The sequence below is a fragment of the Frigoribacterium faeni genome (assembly GCF_011761235.1).
GTDB lineage: Bacteria > Actinomycetota > Actinomycetes > Actinomycetales > Microbacteriaceae > Frigoribacterium > Frigoribacterium faeni_A.
This window is the reverse complement of record NZ_JAAOYW010000002.1, coordinates 101,131-117,218: the sequence shown is the minus strand read 5'-3', so window position 1 is coordinate 117,218 and position 16,088 is coordinate 101,131. Positions and strand designations below refer to the sequence as shown.

Annotated in this window: 12 protein-coding genes; 4 read left to right on the top strand and 8 right to left on the bottom strand. The window is 73.8% G+C overall.

Annotation, left to right across the window (positions count from 1 at the left end; genetic code table 11):
- Positions 1–162: 162 nt before the first annotated feature.
- Genes FHR78_RS06985 through FHR78_RS06970 form a run of 4 tightly spaced genes read right to left on the bottom strand, consistent with a single transcriptional unit; the run spans position 163 to position 6,534 of the window.
- A complete protein-coding gene (locus tag FHR78_RS06985) occupies positions 163–3,339 on the bottom strand; it encodes a glycoside hydrolase family 2 TIM barrel-domain containing protein (RefSeq protein ID WP_166759827.1) in 3,177 nt (1,058 codons plus the stop codon).
- Positions 3,336–4,310, bottom strand: a complete 975-nt coding sequence (locus FHR78_RS06980; protein ID WP_166759826.1) for a carbohydrate ABC transporter permease — start codon at positions 4,308–4,310, stop codon at positions 3,336–3,338. The genes FHR78_RS06985 and FHR78_RS06980 overlap by 4 nt, the downstream gene beginning before the upstream one ends.
- A complete protein-coding gene (locus tag FHR78_RS06975; RefSeq protein WP_166759825.1) occupies positions 4,307–5,200 on the bottom strand; it encodes a carbohydrate ABC transporter permease in 894 nt (297 codons plus the stop codon). Before FHR78_RS06975 ends, FHR78_RS06980 begins: the two co-directional genes overlap by 4 nt.
- Positions 5,197–6,534, bottom strand: coding sequence for an ABC transporter substrate-binding protein (locus FHR78_RS06970; RefSeq protein WP_166759824.1), 1,338 nt, complete (start codon positions 6,532–6,534; stop codon positions 5,197–5,199). The genes FHR78_RS06975 and FHR78_RS06970 overlap by 4 nt, the downstream gene beginning before the upstream one ends.
- Positions 6,535–6,642: 108 nt before the next feature.
- On the opposite strand from FHR78_RS06970, the gene FHR78_RS06965 reads away from it, so the two are divergent.
- The 3 genes from FHR78_RS06965 to FHR78_RS06955 all read left to right on the top strand — a co-directional run bounded on the left by FHR78_RS06965 (position 6,643) and on the right by FHR78_RS06955 (position 10,155).
- Positions 6,643–7,320 (top strand): TetR/AcrR family transcriptional regulator, encoded by a 678-nt coding sequence (locus FHR78_RS06965; RefSeq protein WP_166759823.1) that lies wholly within the window; start codon positions 6,643–6,645, stop codon positions 7,318–7,320.
- An 84-nt stretch (positions 7,321–7,404) separates the two neighbouring features.
- Entirely contained in the window at positions 7,405–7,926 is a 522-nt protein-coding gene (locus FHR78_RS06960) for a DoxX family protein (RefSeq protein ID WP_166759822.1), read from the top strand.
- A gap of 99 nt (positions 7,927–8,025) precedes the next feature.
- Positions 8,026–10,155 (top strand): RecQ family ATP-dependent DNA helicase, encoded by a 2,130-nt coding sequence (locus tag FHR78_RS06955; protein ID WP_166759821.1) that lies wholly within the window; start codon positions 8,026–8,028, stop codon positions 10,153–10,155.
- Between the two features lie 63 nt (positions 10,156–10,218).
- Here FHR78_RS06955 and FHR78_RS06950 read toward each other — a convergent pair whose 3' ends face one another.
- A complete protein-coding gene (locus tag FHR78_RS06950) occupies positions 10,219–11,838 on the bottom strand; it encodes a molybdopterin-dependent oxidoreductase (RefSeq protein ID WP_243862264.1) in 1,620 nt (539 codons plus the stop codon).
- Positions 11,839–11,916: 78 nt separating this feature from the next.
- On the bottom strand, positions 11,917–12,201 hold the full coding sequence (locus FHR78_RS06945) for a hypothetical protein (protein ID WP_166759820.1): 285 nt from the start codon (positions 12,199–12,201) through the stop codon (positions 11,917–11,919).
- A 57-nt stretch (positions 12,202–12,258) separates the two neighbouring features.
- Between FHR78_RS06945 and FHR78_RS06940 the strand changes: the two genes are divergently transcribed.
- Positions 12,259–12,615, top strand: a complete 357-nt coding sequence (locus FHR78_RS06940) for a hypothetical protein (RefSeq protein ID WP_166759819.1) — start codon at positions 12,259–12,261, stop codon at positions 12,613–12,615.
- 33 nt (positions 12,616–12,648) lie between these two features.
- On the opposite strand, the gene FHR78_RS06935 is transcribed toward FHR78_RS06940, so the two are convergent.
- Entirely contained in the window at positions 12,649–15,156 is a 2,508-nt protein-coding gene (locus FHR78_RS06935; RefSeq protein ID WP_166759818.1) for a glycoside hydrolase family 65 protein, read from the bottom strand.
- Positions 15,153–15,974 (bottom strand): HAD family hydrolase, encoded by an 822-nt coding sequence (locus tag FHR78_RS06930; protein ID WP_166759817.1) that lies wholly within the window; start codon positions 15,972–15,974, stop codon positions 15,153–15,155. The genes FHR78_RS06935 and FHR78_RS06930 overlap by 4 nt, the downstream gene beginning before the upstream one ends.
- Between the last annotated feature and the right edge of the window lie 114 nt (positions 15,975–16,088).

Genomic DNA, 16,088 nt, shown 5'->3' with positions numbered 1-16,088 from the left:
GCCTCTCCTCATTCAGGACTGGGATTCCTGAGTCCGGGCACCCGGGCGTGCCGCCGGGTCGAGTGGTCGGTTCAGGTCCCCCCGTAGCGCGGGAGGGACCGGAGCCGACCACTCGACGGGCCCGCCGGGCGGGCTGTGCCCGCCAGCCGGGCCGGCCGGGCCCTACCCGAGCGCGCTGAACCGCAGCCGCATCGACCGGGCCGACGGCCGCAGCACGTGCGGGGCCGACACGTCGGGCCCGCACGCCCGCGAGCCCAGCCCGTTCTGCGCCGCGTCGAGCCACAGGTAGGTGTGCTCCGGCTCGGGCAGCTCGTGCGGGTGCTGCGCGGCGTCGACCTGCTGAGCGGTGTGCCGGCGCAGGGTGAAGCCGGGCAGGCGGCCGAGCTCGTCGCCGACGGCGTCGACGCGCAGCCAGTCGCGGCCGTCGGCCCCCGTCAGGTCGAGGCTGCGCAGGTCGCTGCGGTGGCCGCTCTCCTGCGGGCGGGCGTAGTCGACGACGAGGTCGTCGACGTCGGCCGACCAGCGGCCGACCACCGCGGCGTGCCGGCTGTCCGGGTACGACTCGTGCGGGCCGGTGCCGAACCACGAGGCCGAGGCGACGTCGGCCGGCAGGTCGAGCCGCACGCCGACGCGGGGCCACGAGGTGTCCCAGCCGGCCGTGGGCACGAGGTCGAGGGCGAGCCAGAGCTCCCCGGCCTCGAGCGACCAGCGCTCGTCGACCGTGACGGCCTGGCGGGCGTCCGCCGCCGCCCAGCGGGTGCGCACGTGCACCTGACCCGCCGTCGCCGTGACCTGCTCGACGCGGGGCGTCATCCGGTCGAGCCCGAGCCGCAGCCAGGTGGTCTCGGCGCTCGGCAGCACGCCGACGAGGTACTGGTCGGCCCGGTGCCGGTCGCGCATCACGTCGACGTCGCGGTCGCGCGGCACCCAGCCGACGCCCTGGTCGTTGTCGGTCGGCGCGCGCCAGAGCTCGAGCCGGGGCCCGTCGACGGGCCGGCCGGCCAGCGAGACGAGACGGCCGTCGACGAACGACGCCGGTCCCAGGTCGAGGCGCCCCGAGGCCGCGCCCGCGAACCGCTCGGCGGCCGCGACGGGCGCGCCCGGTCGCAGCGTCACGGGCACGCGACGCACGGCGGCGGCCGGGGTGAGGTCGAGCTGGGCCGTCGCGACGACGTGCCCGGCGGGCGCCCACTCGGCGTCGGAGGCGGTCACGACCCGCACCGTCGCCCAGGTCTCACCCGCGCTCGCGACCGGGAGGCCGGGGACGGCCAGGACGATCGACTCCCCCGCGGCGAGGGCGTCGCCGTCCGGGCCCTGGACGGGGAGGTCGGCGACCAGCGCCTCCTCGCCGTCGTGCTCGACGACGAGCCGGACCACGACGTCGGAGGCGTCGGCCGAGTGCCGCAGGTTCGCCACCGTCACGAGCGCCTCGTCGTCGGCCTCGCCCGCGGTCACCGCCACGCGCACGGGCGCCACGACCTGGGCCCACTCGTGCAGGCCGGGCGAGGGGGTGTCGTCGCTCAGCACCATGCCGTCCATGACGAAGTTGCCGTCGTGCACGACCTCGCCGAAGTCGCCGCCGTAGGCGAAGAACTCGGTGCCGTCGGCCGTGCGGCGGCGCAGGCCGTGGTCGCGCCACTCCCAGACGAAGCCGCCGTGCAGGCGCGGGAACTCGTCGACGAGCGCCTCGTACTCGTCGATCGCGCCCGGTCCGTTGCCCATGGCGTGCACGTACTCGCAGAGCAGGAACGGCTTCGACCGCTGGCGCGCCGCCTCGGCCGGCGTGCAGCCGAGCAGCCGCACGGACGCGTCGCCGCCGCCGATGGCCCGCGTCTCGGCGACGTCCGAGTACATGCGCGAGTACACGTCGGTGTAGGCGCCCGTGTAGTCGCCCTCGTAGTGCACGGGGCGGCCGGCGTCCCGGGCGTGCGTCCACGCGGCCATCGCCGCGAGGTTTCGCCCGGTGCCCGCCTCGTTGCCGAGCGACCAGAGCACGATCGAGGGGTGGTTCTTGTCCCGCTCGACGGTGCGCACCATGCGGTCGACGTAGGCGTCGTGCCAGGCGGCGTCGTCGCTCGGGTTCTCGGTCCAGGCGTCGCGCTCGAAGCCGTGGGTCTCGAGGTCGCACTCGAGCACGACCCAGAAGCCGAGCTCGTCCGCGAGGTCGAGGAGGCGCGGGTGCGGCGGGTAGTGCGAGGTGCGGATGGCGTTCACGTTCGACCGCTTCATCTGCAGCAGGTCGCCGCGCGACCACTCCTCGTCGAAGACGCGGCCGCGGTCGGGGTGGGTCTCGTGCCGGTTGACGCCGTGGAACACGACGCGTCGGCCGTTCACCGTGAACAGGTCGCCGTCGATGCGGACCGTGCGGAACCCGAGGCGCAGGCTGACGACCTCGGCCCCGAGCGCGCTCGAGACGGTGGCGTCGTAGAGGCGGGGCAGCTCGGCCGACCAGGGCTCGACGCCGCCGGGCAGCTCGACGGGGGCGACGTCGTCGGGCGTGGCCCAGGTGACGTCGACGCCGAGCTCGGGCACTGCGAGGGTGACGGGGAACGCCGCGGGACCGGCGGTGACCTCGGGGACGATCGTCGCGCCTCCCTCGGCCTCGCCGGCGGTGCCGTGCCAGGGGGTGCGCAGCCAGACGTCGTCGAGACCGCCGACCGGGCGGGCCTCCAGCGTGACGCTGCGGAAGATGCCGGGCAGCCACCACTGGTCCTGGTCCTCGACGTAGCTCGAGGCCGACCACTGGTGCACCCGCACGGCGATGACGTTCTCGCCGGGGCGCACGACCTCGGTGACGTCGAACTCCTGCGCGAGGCGGCTGCCGACGCCGACGCCGACGTGCTCGCCGTTGATCCAGACCGCGTACCGGGACTCGACGCCGTCGAGGCGCAGCAGCACCCGCTCGGCGCCCTCGAAGTCCGCGGGCAGGTCGAAGCGGCGGCGGTGGTCGCCGGTCGGGTTCGCGTCGGGCACGAACGGCGGCTCGGTCGGGAACGGGAACTGCACGTTCGTGTAGATCGGCGTGCCCCGCTCGCCGTCGCCGGTGAGCACCCAGTGCGACGGGACGGCGATCGTGCCCCACGTCGAGTCGTCGAGGTCGGGGTCGGCCACCCCGTCGACGGCCTCGCCCTCGGGCAGCACCCCGCGCCCGCCGGGCGTGCCGGGCGCGCCGGCCAGCAGGCGGAACGCCCACTCGCCGTCGAGCGACAGCGTCGGCGCGTCGGTGTGCAGCCACGAGCGGGCGGGGCTGCGGCGGCCGCTGCCCGGCCCGGGGTCGGTGAGGTAGGCGGCCGGGGCCGGAGCCGAGGAGGCGGTGGTCGATGGAGCGGTGGTCGTCACTTGACGGATCCTTCCGTGAGGCCGCCGCGCCAGAAGCGCTGGAGGACGACCATGGCGATGACCAGCGGGATGATCGACAGCAGCACGCCGCCGGTCGTCAGCTGGTAGAACTCGGGCAGTCGGTCGGTCTGGCTCAGCCAGTTGTTGAGGCCGAGCGTGACGGGGAACTTGTCCACGTCGCTCAGCATGACCAGGGGCAGGAAGTAGTTGTTCCAGATGCCGACGAGCTGGAACAGGAACACCGTCACGAGGGCGGGCGTGAGGATGCGCAGCCCCAGGGTGTGGAAGATCCGCAGCTCGCCGGCGCCGTCGAGGCGGGCGGCCTCCATCAGCGAGGTGTCGACGGTGGCCTGGGCGTAGATGCGGCAGAGGAACAGCCCGAACGGCGACACCAGCGACGGCAGCAGCACGCTCCAGTAGGTGTTCGCGAGGCCCATCTGGCTGAAGAGCAGGAACAGCGGCAGCGCCGTCGCCGTGCCGGGCACCAGCACGCCGCCGAGGATCGCGCCGAAGACGGCGTTCCGCCCCCGGAACTCGTACTTCGCGAGCGCGTAGCCGCCGGCCGCGGCGAAGTACGTCGCGAGCAGGGCGCCGACCCCGGCGTAGAGCACCGAGTTGCCGAGCCAGCGCACGAAGACGCCGTCGCCGTAGGTGAGCACCTGGCCGAGGTTGTCCCAGAGCGCGAAGGTGGGCGCGAACCAGAACCCGAACGTGCCGAAAAGGTCGCCCGTCGTCTTCGTCGCGGCCACCACGACCCAGTAGACCGGCACCAGGAAGTACAGCGCGACGACGACGAGCAGCCCCGTGACGACGATGGTGGAGGCGCGGCTGCGGCCCGCGGACCGGTCCGGCCCGGTGGTCTGCGAGCGGCGGGCGGCGGCCCGGCCCTCGCCGCGCCTCCTGCTCGATCCGGCCGTGACGATGGACTCGGTCGTGGTGGCGTGCTCCGCAGTCGTTCTCGAGGGGCTCATGCGGACTTCCTGTTCGTGACGGTGAGGAACACGATCGACAGCGTGAACGCGACGACGGCGATCAGCACGGACTGCGCCGCGGCGACGTTGTAGTCGTTGTAGGCGAAGGCCGTCGTGTAGGCGCTGAGGTTCGGCGTGTACTGGCTGTCGATGGCGGGGGCCACGCGCTGCAGCACCTGCGCCTCGGCGAAGAGCTGCAGGGTGCCGATGATCGAGAACACGGCGGTGAGCAGCAGGGCGGGACGGATCAGCGGCAGCTGGATGCTCGTCGCGACCCGCAGCGGCGACGCCCCGTCGACCTTGGCGGCCTCGTAGAGCTCGACCGGGATCGACTTCAGCTGGGCGATGACGATCAGCATGTTGTAGCCGGTGTAGCTCCACGTCACGATGTTCGCGATCGACCAGAGCACCGTGTCCGCCCCGAGGAAGTCGGGCGAGACGCCGACGAGCTCGGCGACGTCGATCAGCGGGCTGAGGCCCGGCACGTAGAGGAACGACCAGAGGATGGTCGCGATGACGCCGGGCACCCCGTACGGCAGGAAGTACGCGGCGCGGAACGCACCCGGCCACTTCGCCGAGGCCGACTCGAGCATCAGCGCGAGGACGGTGCAGAGGATCAGCATGACCGGCACCTGCACGACGCCGAAGAGGAACATGCGGCCGATCGAGGCGACGAAGTTCGGGTCGCCGACGACCTGGGCGTAGTTGTCGAGGCCGGCGAACTCGGTGACGACCCCGGCCTCGCCGAACAGCCCGCCCCGGGTCACCTTCGTGAAGCTCGAGACGAGCGCCATGCCGATGGGCACCAGGAACGTCAGCAGGAACAGCGCCAGGAACGGGGCCAGCAGCACCCACGGTGCGCGCCTGGTCGCGCCGGACGACGCGCTCATGCGCCGGCCTTGCGGATCGACAGGCCCTTGTTGCGCATGACGGCGACGATGTCCTTCTCGGCCTGGACGACGGCGTCGACGAGCGTGCCGCCCGACGCCTTGCCGCGGAACCCGTCGCTCAGGATGTTGAACGACTGCTGGGTGACCGGCCACCAGCTCCAGTCCTGGTTCTGGCTCGACTCCTGGACGGCGGGCACGAAGACCTCCTGGGCGTAGTTCTGGCCGCTGAAGAACGCGCTCGGCTGCTCGCGGAGCGTGCCGACGACGTCGCGGGCGGGCGACCAGCCGATGCCGCAGAACTCGATGAGCGCGTTGACGCCCTCCTCGGTCGTGGTCATCCACACGGCGAAGTCGAGCGCCTCCGCCGGGTGCTCGCTGTTCGCGAGGACGGCGGCGGTCGACCCGCCGAGGAAGCTCGACGCGTAGCCGGTGCCCCAGGTCGGCAGGGGCGCGACCCGCCACCGGCCGGCGGCGCCGCTGACGCCCTCGATGAGCGCGTCGCCCCACGAGCCGGTCGCGACGGAGGCGATCCGGCCGTCGGCCGCGGCCGAGAACCAGGCCGGCGTGTAGGCGCCGTAGGCCGTGGTCACGATGCCGTCGTCGATGGCGCGGTCGAAGAACGCCGCGACCCCGAGGGTGGCGTCGTCGGTCATGTCGATCACCCAGCCGTCGTCCTCCGCCGTGAACCAGGAGGCGCCGGCCTGGGTCGCGTAGGCGGCGAACGGCGACGCGTCGGCGAGCGGGAACGAGTCCATCAGCACCCCGGCGCCCTTGAGCTCGGCGCCGACCTCGGCCCACTCCTCCCAGGTCGCGGGCACGGCCGCGCCGACTTGGTCGAGGACTGCGGGCTGGTAGAACATGCCCATCGGGCCGCTGTCCTGCGGGATCGCGTAGACGCCGCCGGTGTAGCTGACCTGGTTCCACAGCGTGGGGTCGTAGAGCTCCTCGTACTGGTCGACGCCGTACCGGCTGAGGTCGACGACGCCGTTCGCGAGCAGGAACTCGGGCAGCGAGCGCAGCTCGACCTGGGCGATGTCGGGCCCGGCGCCGGCGGCGAGCGCCGAGTACAGCTTCTGGTAGCCGCCCGCGTTGCCGCCGGGGATGAACACGGCCTCGACGTGCACGCGGTCCTGGGTGCGGTTGTAGAGCTCGGTGACCCGGTCGATGCCCTTGAGCCAGGCCCAGTACTCGAGCCGGACCTTGCCGGAGGCCGGCGGGACGGTGGGCAGCGTGTTGACCGAGGTCGTGCCCGGGGTGGCACACCCGGCGAGGACCGCGGCGGCCGACGCGCCGAGGCCGAGGCCCAGCAGCTGCCGACGACTGAGAGGACTCATCAGGACTCACTTCGTTGTGGACGGGTTCGGCACGACCGTAACACGACTTTTCGAGTGGGTGCTCGAAATTGAAGCAGAGGAGGCGCGGGTCGTCGTAGGCTCCCGGTCATGACCGAAGGTGCTCCCGTCGCGGCCCGTGGCCGTCGTGGCCCGTACGCGAAGTCCGCCGAGCGCCGTGCCGCCATCGTCGAGGCCGCGTTCGAGGTCTTCGCGGCGCACGGCTACCAGGGCGGGTCGCTGCAGCGGGTGGCGGACGTCGTCGGCATGAGCCAGACGAGCCTGCTGCACTACTTCCCGTCGAAGAGCGACCTGCTGCTCGCCGTGCTCCGCCGACGAGACCAGATGTCGAGCGGCGAGTTCGAGCGCGGCACGGGAGCGCAGCTCGCGGGCGACGTCGAGCGCCAGGCCCGCTACAACGAGGGCGTGCCCGGGCTGATCGGGCTCTACACGGTGCTGTCGGGCGAGGCGGTGACCGAGGGCAACCCCGGGCGCGAGTACGTGACCCGACGCCTGGCCGACCTGCGCCGCGACTACTCGGCCGACTTCCGGGCCCTCGCCGCGGCGGGGCGCCTGCGCGCGGGCGTCGACCCGGACCGCGCGGCGGCGGGGCTCGTCGGCCTCTGGGACGGCGTGCAGCTGCAGTGGTTGCTGGCCCCCGACGAGATCGACGTGCCGCGCCTGCTGCGGGACTACCTCGACCTCGTGGTCCTGCCCGACGACGCGACCCTGCCCGACGCGACCCTGCCCGACACTGTCCTGCCCGACGACGGGGCCGACCGGGCCTGAGCCACGGTGCCCCGCACGCCGGTCGCGGACGGCGACTCCCCCGCGACGCAGACGTCGACGGCCGCCAGCGGGTAGGCATGATGCATGAGCCTCGCATCCACCCTCCTCCGCCTGACCGTCGGCGGCTTCTTCGTCGGCCACGGACTCCAGAAGCTGACCGGCGCCTTCGACGGGCCCGGCCTCGCCGGCACCGAGCAGATGATGGCCGGCACGGGCATGCACCCCGCGGCACGGAACGCCCGCCTGGTCGCCCTGACCGAGACGGCCGGCGGAGCCGCCCTCGCGCTCGGCGCGGCGACCCCGCTCGCCGCCGCCGGCATCGTCGGCACGATGGTCACCGCCGTCCGCAAGGTGCACCTCGCCAAGGGACCGTGGGTCACCGAGGGCGGCTACGAGTACAACGCCGTCCTCATCGCCGCGGCCGCGGCCCTGGCGTCGGGCCCCGGCGGCCCGTCGGTCGACCAGCTCTTCGGCAAGAAGTCGTGGGGAGCGGGCGGGACGCTCTTCGCCCTCGTCGGCGGCGTCGTCGCCTCGGTCGTCGCGGTCGAGCTGGGCAAGCGCGCGACTCCCCCGGCCGAGCCGGACGCCGACTCCTCGGCAGCCTGACCGACCTCCCCTCTCGTGCCCCGGGGCGCGGCCGCCCCACGGGCGGCCGCGCCCCTCGTCCGTCCCCCGGGTGTCGGCGGCCTCTGCGAGCATGGGCCCATGACACCGACCAGCACCGCCACCGACATCGACGCCGAGGCCCTCGAGCTGCTCCGGGCCCTGACGGGCCGTGACGACGCCGTGTTCCACGACGGCCAGCTCGAGGCGATCCGGGCCCTCGTCGCCGATCGCCGCCGCGCGCTCGTCGTGCAGCGCACCGGCTGGGGCAAGTCGGCCGTGTACTTCATCGCGACCCTGCTGCTGCGCCGCCGGGGCGGCGGGCCGACCCTGCTGGTCTCGCCGCTGCTCGCGCTGATGCGCGACCAGGTGGCGGCCGCGCAGCGGGCCGGCGTGCGGGCCGTCGCGGTCAACTCGGCCAACGCGCACGAGTGGTCCGACGTGCAGCAGGCGCTGGCCGCCGACGAGGTCGACGTGCTGCTCGTGTCGCCCGAACGGCTCAACAACCCGCGGTTCCGCGACGAGCAGCTGCCCGTGCTCGTGGCCCGTCTCGGCATGCTCGTCGTCGACGAGGCGCACTGCATCAGCGACTGGGGCCACGACTTCCGGCCCGACTACCGTCGGCTCGCCGACCTGATCCGCACGCTGCCGACCACGGTGCCCGTGCTGGCCACCACGGCCACGGCCAACGAGCGCGTCGTCGCCGACGTCGAAGAACAGCTGACGGCCGGGCCCGACGACCAGGTGCTGACGATCCGCGGCTCGCTGGCCCGCGCCTCCCTGCGCCTCGGGGTGCTCACGCTGCCGACCTCGCGCGACCGCCTGGGCTGGCTGCTCAGCCACCTCGACGACCTGCCGGGCAGCGGCATCATCTACACGCTCACGGTCTCGGCGGCCGACGACACCGCCCGGCTGCTGCGCGAGGCCGGGCACGCCGTGCGCGCCTACTCGGGCCGCACCGACAACGAAGAACGAGAGGCGCTCGAGGGGCAGCTCAAGGCCAACGAGCTCAAGGCGCTCGTGGCGACCAGCGCCCTCGGCATGGGCTTCGACAAGCCCGACCTCGGCTTCGTCGTGCACCTCGGGGCGCCCTCGTCGCCGGTCGCCTACTACCAGCAGATCGGCCGCGCCGGGCGGGCCACCGACAACGCCGACGTGCTGCTGCTGCCCGGCACGGAGGACGCCGAGATCTGGCAGTACTTCGCGACGGCCTCGATGCCCTCCGAGGCGCGGGCCGCCGCCGTGCTCGCCGAGCTCGGCGAGACGCCGCTGTCGACCCCGGCCCTCGAGGCCCGGGTCGACGTCAAGCGGTCGCCGCTCGAGCTGATGCTCAAGGTGCTCGACGTCGACGGCGCCGTGTCGCGCGTGCAGGGCGGGTGGGTCAGCACGGGCAGGCCCTGGGTCTACGACGCCGAGCGCTACGGGCGCATCGGCGAGGCGCGGGTCGCCGAGCAGCAGTCGATGCTCGCCTACGAGCAGGCGACGACCTGCCGCATGCAGATGCTCCAGCTCGACCTCGACGACCCGGCCGCCGCCCCGTGCGGCCGGTGCGACGTCTGCGCGGGCGCCTGGTACCCGAGCGAGATCGCGGGCGACGCCGCGGCGTCCGCCTCGACCTCGCTCGACCGGGTCGGCGTCGAGGTCGAGCCCCGGGCGCAGTGGCCCACCGGCGCCGACCGGGCCGGGGTGCCCGCCAAGGGCAAGATCGCCGAGGGCGAGCGCGTCGAGACGGGCCGCGCCCTCGCCCGCCTCACCGACCTCGGCTGGGGCTCCACGCTGCGCCAGGTGTTCGCGGCCGGGGCTCCCGACGGCCCGCTCACGAAGAACCTGCTCGACGGCGTCGTGCGCGTGCTGAAGGAGTGGCCCTGGGCCGAGCGCCCGGTGGGCGTCGTGGCGATGCCCTCGACGTCGAGGCCGCAGCTCGTCGGCTCGCTCGCCGAGGCGATCAGCACCGTGGGCCGCCTGCCCCTGCTCGGCTCTCTGACGCCCACGCGGCCGTCGGCGGGGCGGGGCACCGGCGGGGGCGGCAACAGCGTCTACCGCCTCGCCGACGTCTGGCAGGCCGTCGAGGTCGGGCCCGACCTCGCGGCCGCCCTCGCGGCGACGCCCGGGCCCGTGCTGCTCGTCGACGACCTGATCGACAGCCGCTGGACGATGACGACCGCGGGCCGCGAGCTGCGCCGGGCCGGGGCCCCCGCCGTGCTGCCGTTCGCCCTGGGCGTCGTGGCCTGAGCCTCGCGGGCCGTGCCGCAGACCGCGTCGCGGGTCACACCGCGGGCGCGCGGACACCCTCGATCAGCGCACGGTGACGGCGTGCTCGTCCCAGCCCTCGGCGCCGTTCGGCGCCGGCGGCAGCTCCGTCTCCGACTGCACGGTGCCGTCGGCGCTCGTCGCCCGCACGCGCAGCGAGTGCGTGCCCGACGTCGCCGACCAGCGGTGCACCCACTGCACCCAGGTGTCGGCCGAGATCGACTCGGCCAGCTCGGCCTCGGCCCAGACGCCGTCGTCGACCTGCACCTCGACGCGCGAGACGCCCGTGTGCGGGTGCCACGCGACGCCGGCGACCGCGACCGTCCCCGCGTCGACCGTGGTGCCGGCCGCGGGCACGTCGATGCGCGACTCGAGCTTGACCGGCCCCAGGGCGTCCCAGCCGCGAGGCGTCCAGTAGCCCTCGGCGTCGGCGAAGCGCGTGACCTCCAGCTCGGTGACCCATTTCGTGGCCGACACGTAGCCGAACAGGCCGGGCACGACGAGCCGCGCGGGGAACCCGTGCTCCTGCGGCAGGGGCTCGCCGTTCATGCCCACGGCGAGCAGCGCCTGCGTGTCGTCGTCCTGCAGCACCTCGAGCGGGGTGCCGGCGGTGAACCCGTCGATGCTGCGCGACAGCACCATGTCGGCACCCGCCTGCGGCCGCGCCCGGGCGAGCAGGTCGCGCAGCGGGTGGCCGAGCCACCGGGCGGTGCCGATCAGGGTGCCGCCGACCTCGTTCGAGACGCAGCTCAGGGTGGCCGTGTGCTCGACGAGCGGCAGGGCGAGCACGTCCTCGAACGTGAGCACCACCTCCTCGTCGACGAGTCCGTGGATGCGCAGCGACCAGTCGGCCGGGTCGATGCCGGGCACGCGCAGGGCGGTGTCGATGCGGTAGAACTCGTCGTTCGGGGTGACGTAGGGCGTGATGCCGTCGACGTCGAGCGAGGCGCCGGCCGGCACGGCCTCCTCGGCCGAGGCGGGGGCCGGCAGGCTGAGCGCCGCGCGCAGCTGCGACACGTTCGCCCGGGTCGCGTTCCAGGCGCGCGCACCGGTGCCGAGCAGCACCGCCGCGCCGCCCGCGACGGCCGCGGTCAGCACGAAGCTACGACGCTCGACGTCGGGCCCGCGCAGCATCGGGGCCGGCACGTCGGCCTCCGACCACCCGGTGCGGGTCGTTGCGCGCCAACGCGACAGCCGCCGGACGAGGGTCGTCAGCAGCAGCAGGGCGACCAGCGTGCCGACGGCCGTCGGCACGCCGTCGATGCCGGTCGCGTCGGCCCGGGTGAGCACGGCCACCATGGCCAGGACGCCCCCGAGGCCGAAGACGACCTTGCCGACCGGGGGCCGGCGCAGCTCGCCGACGCCGGCGCCGGCCGTGATGGCGGCGAGCAGCACGCCCATCAGCGTGAAGAGCGCGACCTTGTCGCCGGTGCCGAAGAGGGCCACCATCGTGTCCTTGGCCGCGGGCGGCGCGAGGTCGATGACGGCCGACCCGACCGCGTAGAGCGGGCTGCCGCCGGGCCCGGTGACCACCGCCGCGAGCTCGGCCGACGCGAGGAACCCGGCCGCCGACACGACGCCGGCCAGGGCGGCCCAGGCCGAGGAGGCGCGGGTCGTCATGCCCTCGCGGGTCGACGTGGCGGGTGACTCCAGGCGCACGGACATGGCGTCAGGCTAGAGGCCGCTGCTCGGGAACGGCTGGGGCCGGGGCGCCCGGGGCAGGCGGCCCGAGCTCGCCGCGCCTCACTCGTCGTCGTCGACGAGGCTCTCCATCAGCTCGGTGATGAACGCGACCGACGACTCCGAGCCGGCGACCGGCTCGACGTCGTCGTCCGCGTCGACGACGAGCAGCGGGATGCCGGGGCCGATGACCAGCTGGGCCATGTGCGCGACCCCGCCGAGGCGGGCGGCCACGGGCACCCGGAACGTGCGGTCGTCGTCGCTGAACTCCATGGCGGCGGCGAGCAGCACCTCGGCGAGCTCGTCGGTCACGATCAGTTCCTGGCCGGCGTAGAACAGCGTCTTCATGCCCGCCACCCTACGGGCGCGGCGGCCCGGGCCACGACGTGCCGTAGCCTCGGGCGCATGGCACAGAAGCGAGCACCCCAGGTCGAGACCGGCGACGCGGACGTGACCCGCGCCTCCTTGGAGCTGGCCCTGCCGGTGTCGCTGCTGGCCGGCGTCGTGCGCCGCGCCGTCCAGGCGACGCCCGCCTTCGCGTTCACGTCGGCCGACGAGCACGGCGCCCTGCTGATCCGTCGCTCGGCGACGGCGAGCGACGCCGACGCCGTGCACCTGGTCTTCGAGGAGTCGGACGGCGGCAGCCGGATCACGGGCGAGGTGCACGCCCCGGCGGGCACCATCGGCGCGAGCGTCAAGAAGCGCGACGCCGACACCACGGCCCTGTTCGACGCGATCGCCACGGCGGCCGGCCCCTTCTAGCGGGGACCGGCCGCGCGAGGCGGGGCCGGACGGCTAGGCCGAGGCCTCGTCGTCCTCGTAGCGGTCGCTGCTGATCGTCGGGATCGACGCCGTGATGACCGAGCCGTCGGCCCGGACGAGGCCGCGCAGGTCGCTCGTCGTGGGCACCTTCGTCGTGATGCGCGGCCCCTGGTCGTCGAGCGCGACGCGCACCGGGCGGTCGGTCGGCACCTCGACGGTCTCGCCCCGGACGCTCACCGTCACGCCGTCGCCGGTCTCGACCGTGAAGACGATCTCGTCGGCGGCGAGGTCGACGCGCAGGCGGCTGCCCTTGATCGTCAGGCGGAACGTGAGCTCGTCCCAGTCGGCGGGCAGGCGCGGGTCGAAGCTGATGCCGCCGAGGTAGTCGCGCATGCCGCCGTAGCCGCAGACGAGCGCGCTCCAGATGCCGCCGGTCGAGGCGACGTGCACGCCGTCGGCCGTGTTGCGGTGCAGGTCGGCGAGGTCGACGTAGAGCGACGAGAGGAAGTACTGCATCGACAGCTGGTGGTGCCCGACCTCGGCCGCGACGATCGACTGGACGACGCCCGACAGGGTCGAGTCGCCGGTGGTCAGGGCGTCGTAGTACTCGAAGTCGCGCAGCTTCTGCTCGGGCGTGAACTCGTCGCCCTGGAGGAACAGCGCGAGCACGACGTCGGCCTGCTTCAGCACCTGGAACCGGTAGATCACGAGCGGGTGGTAGTGCAGCAGCAGCGGCCGCTTGTTGGCGGGGGTGGCGTCGAGGTCCCAGAGCTCCTTGTCGAGGAACTGGGCGTCCTGCGGGTGGATGCCGCGGTGCTCGTCGTAGGGGATCTCCATCGCCTCGGCGGCGAGCTGCCAGCCGGTGATCTCGTGCTCGTCGAGCCCGAGGCGCGACACCATCCGCTCGTAGGCGGCGGGCGAGTGCTCGGCGAGGGTGTGCACGTAGCGGACGGCGGCGCGCAGGTTCGCCCGGGCCATGACGTTCGTGTAGAGGTTGTCGTCGACGACGGTCGTGTACTCGTCGGGGCCGGTGACCCCGTCGATGTGGAACCGCTGGTCGCCGTTCGAGCGCCAGAAGCCGAGGTCGGCCCACAGGCGCGCCGTCTCGACGAGGATGTCGACGGCGCCGCGCTCCATGAAGTCGAGGTCGCCCGTCGCCTGCACGTACTGGCTGAGCGCGTGGCTGATGTCGGCGTCGATGTGGTACTGCGCCGTGCCGGCCGCGTAGTACGCCGACGACTCGAGGCCGTTGATGGTGCGCCACGGGAACAGCGCGCCGCGCTGGTTCAGCTCGCCGGCCCGGTCGCGGGCCGCGTCGAGCATGCCGAGGCGGAACCGCAGCGCGTTGCGCGCGACGTTCGGCGCCGTGTAGGTGAGGAACGGCAGCACGTAGATCTCGGTGTCCCAGAAGTAGTGGCCGCCGTAGCCCGACCCCGTCACGCCCTTGGCCGCGATGCCCTGGCCGTCGGTGCGGGCGCTCGCCTGGGCCAGCTGGAACAGGTTCCAGCGGACGGCCTGCTGGATCTCGGGCTGGCCGCCGACCACGACGTCGGTGCGCGCCCAGTAGTCGTCGAGCCAGGCGCGCTGCTTGACGAAGAGCGCCTCGGGCGGCTCCTCCGCGGCGCGGTCGAGGGTGCGGTCGCAGCGGTCGGCGAGCTCACGCGGCGGCACGCCGCGGCTCGTGTGGTACGTCACGGTCTTGACCATGCGCACCGGCACGCCCGCCTTCGCCCGCACCCGGTACACGTGCTTCGAGAGGTCGTCGTCGATCGACGACGACTCGTCCCACTCGTTCTCGGTGTCCATCACGTGGTCGGCGCCGACGGCGATCGTCATGCCCGAGTTGGTGGTGCGGTAGCCGAGCACGGCGCGCGAGCCGCCGTTGCGGGCCAGCACCGGCTGCAGCACGCGGTCCTCGAACGACTCGGCACGGCGCGGGTCGAAGGCGTCGGCGGCCGCCCGCATCCCGGCGTGGTACTCGTCGCCCATGTCCTGCCGGTTGAGGATCTGGCTCGAGATGAGCAGCGACGCGTCGGCGTCGAGCACGGTCACCTCGTACTGGATGATCGCGAGGTGGCGGTCCTCGAGGCTGACCAGGCGACGGCTCGTCACGAGCACCCGCTTGCCCGAGGGCGTGCGCCACTCGACCTCGCGCGACAGCACGCCGTCGCGGAAGTCGAGCCGTCGGCAGTGCCGCAGGATGTCGGCCTCGAAGAGCACGAACGGCTCGTCGTCGACGTAGAGGCGGATGACCTTCGCGTCGGGCACGTTCACGATGGTCTGGCCGACGCGGGCGAAGCCGAAGGCCTCCTCGGCGTGCCGGATCGGCCAGGTCTCGTGGAACCCGTTCACGTAGGTGCCGAACGAGTGCCCGCCGCGGCCCTCGTCGGGGTTGCCGCGCAGGCCGAGGTAGCCGTTGCCGACCGCGAAGACCGTCTCGGTGACGCCCTCGTCGCCCTGGGCGTACTCGTCCTCGACGAGCGCCCACTCGTCGACGGGGAACCGGCTGCGGTCGAGCGGGTCGGAGGTGATGTGGTTCACGGCTGGGCCTCTGCGGTGTGGGTGCTGGTCGTGTCGGTGCTGGTCGTGTCGGTCGTCGAGGAGGCGCGGGCCGGGCCGAGCGCGACGACCGCCTCCTGCAGGTCGTCGACGACCACGTCGGCGCCCGAGCGCAGCAGGGCGTCGCGACCGGTGCCCCGGTCGACGCCGAGCACGAGGCCGAACGAACCGGCACGGCCGGCCTCGACCCCGCTCGTGGCGTCCTCGACGACGACGCAGTCGGCGGCCGTGAGGCCGAGCCGGCGGGCGCCCTCCAGGTAGGTGTCGGGGGCCGGCTTGCCGGCGATGCCCTCCGCGGCGGCCACGGCGCCGTCGACGACGACGTCGAAGCGGTCGCGCAGGCCCGCGGCCTCGAGCACCGGCACGGCGTTGCGCGAGCTCGACACGACGGCGACCTGCACGCCGAGCGCGATCGCCCGGTCGAGGAACTCGACGCTGCCCGGGTAGGGCTGCACGCCGTTCTCGGCCAGCTCGGCGGCGAAGACGGAGTTCTTGCGGTTGCCGAGGCCGCGCACGGTCTCGACGTCGGGCCCGTCGTCGTCGGCGCCCTCGGGCAGCACGACGCCGCGGGCGGCGAGCATCGCGCGCACGCCGTCGTAGCGCGGGCGGCCGTCGACGTACTCGAAGTAGTCGTCGTCGGTGTAGGGGGCGAGGTCGTGGGCCGCGAACCAGTCGTTGAACAGACGGGACCAGGCGCGCATGTGCACCTCGGCCGTCGGCGTGAGGACCCCGTCGAGGTCGAAGAGCAGCGCCGACAGCTCGCCGAGGCGGGAGACGTCGCGCGGGAGGGAGGTGGCCATGCACGGGTCCTTCGAGGAGGGGACGGTCAGAGGCGTTCGGAGCGCCCCGGGGCGACGACGGCCCGCTGCGCTCGTCAAGTGTGGCACCGGTCGGGCGCGCGACACGACAGGCGT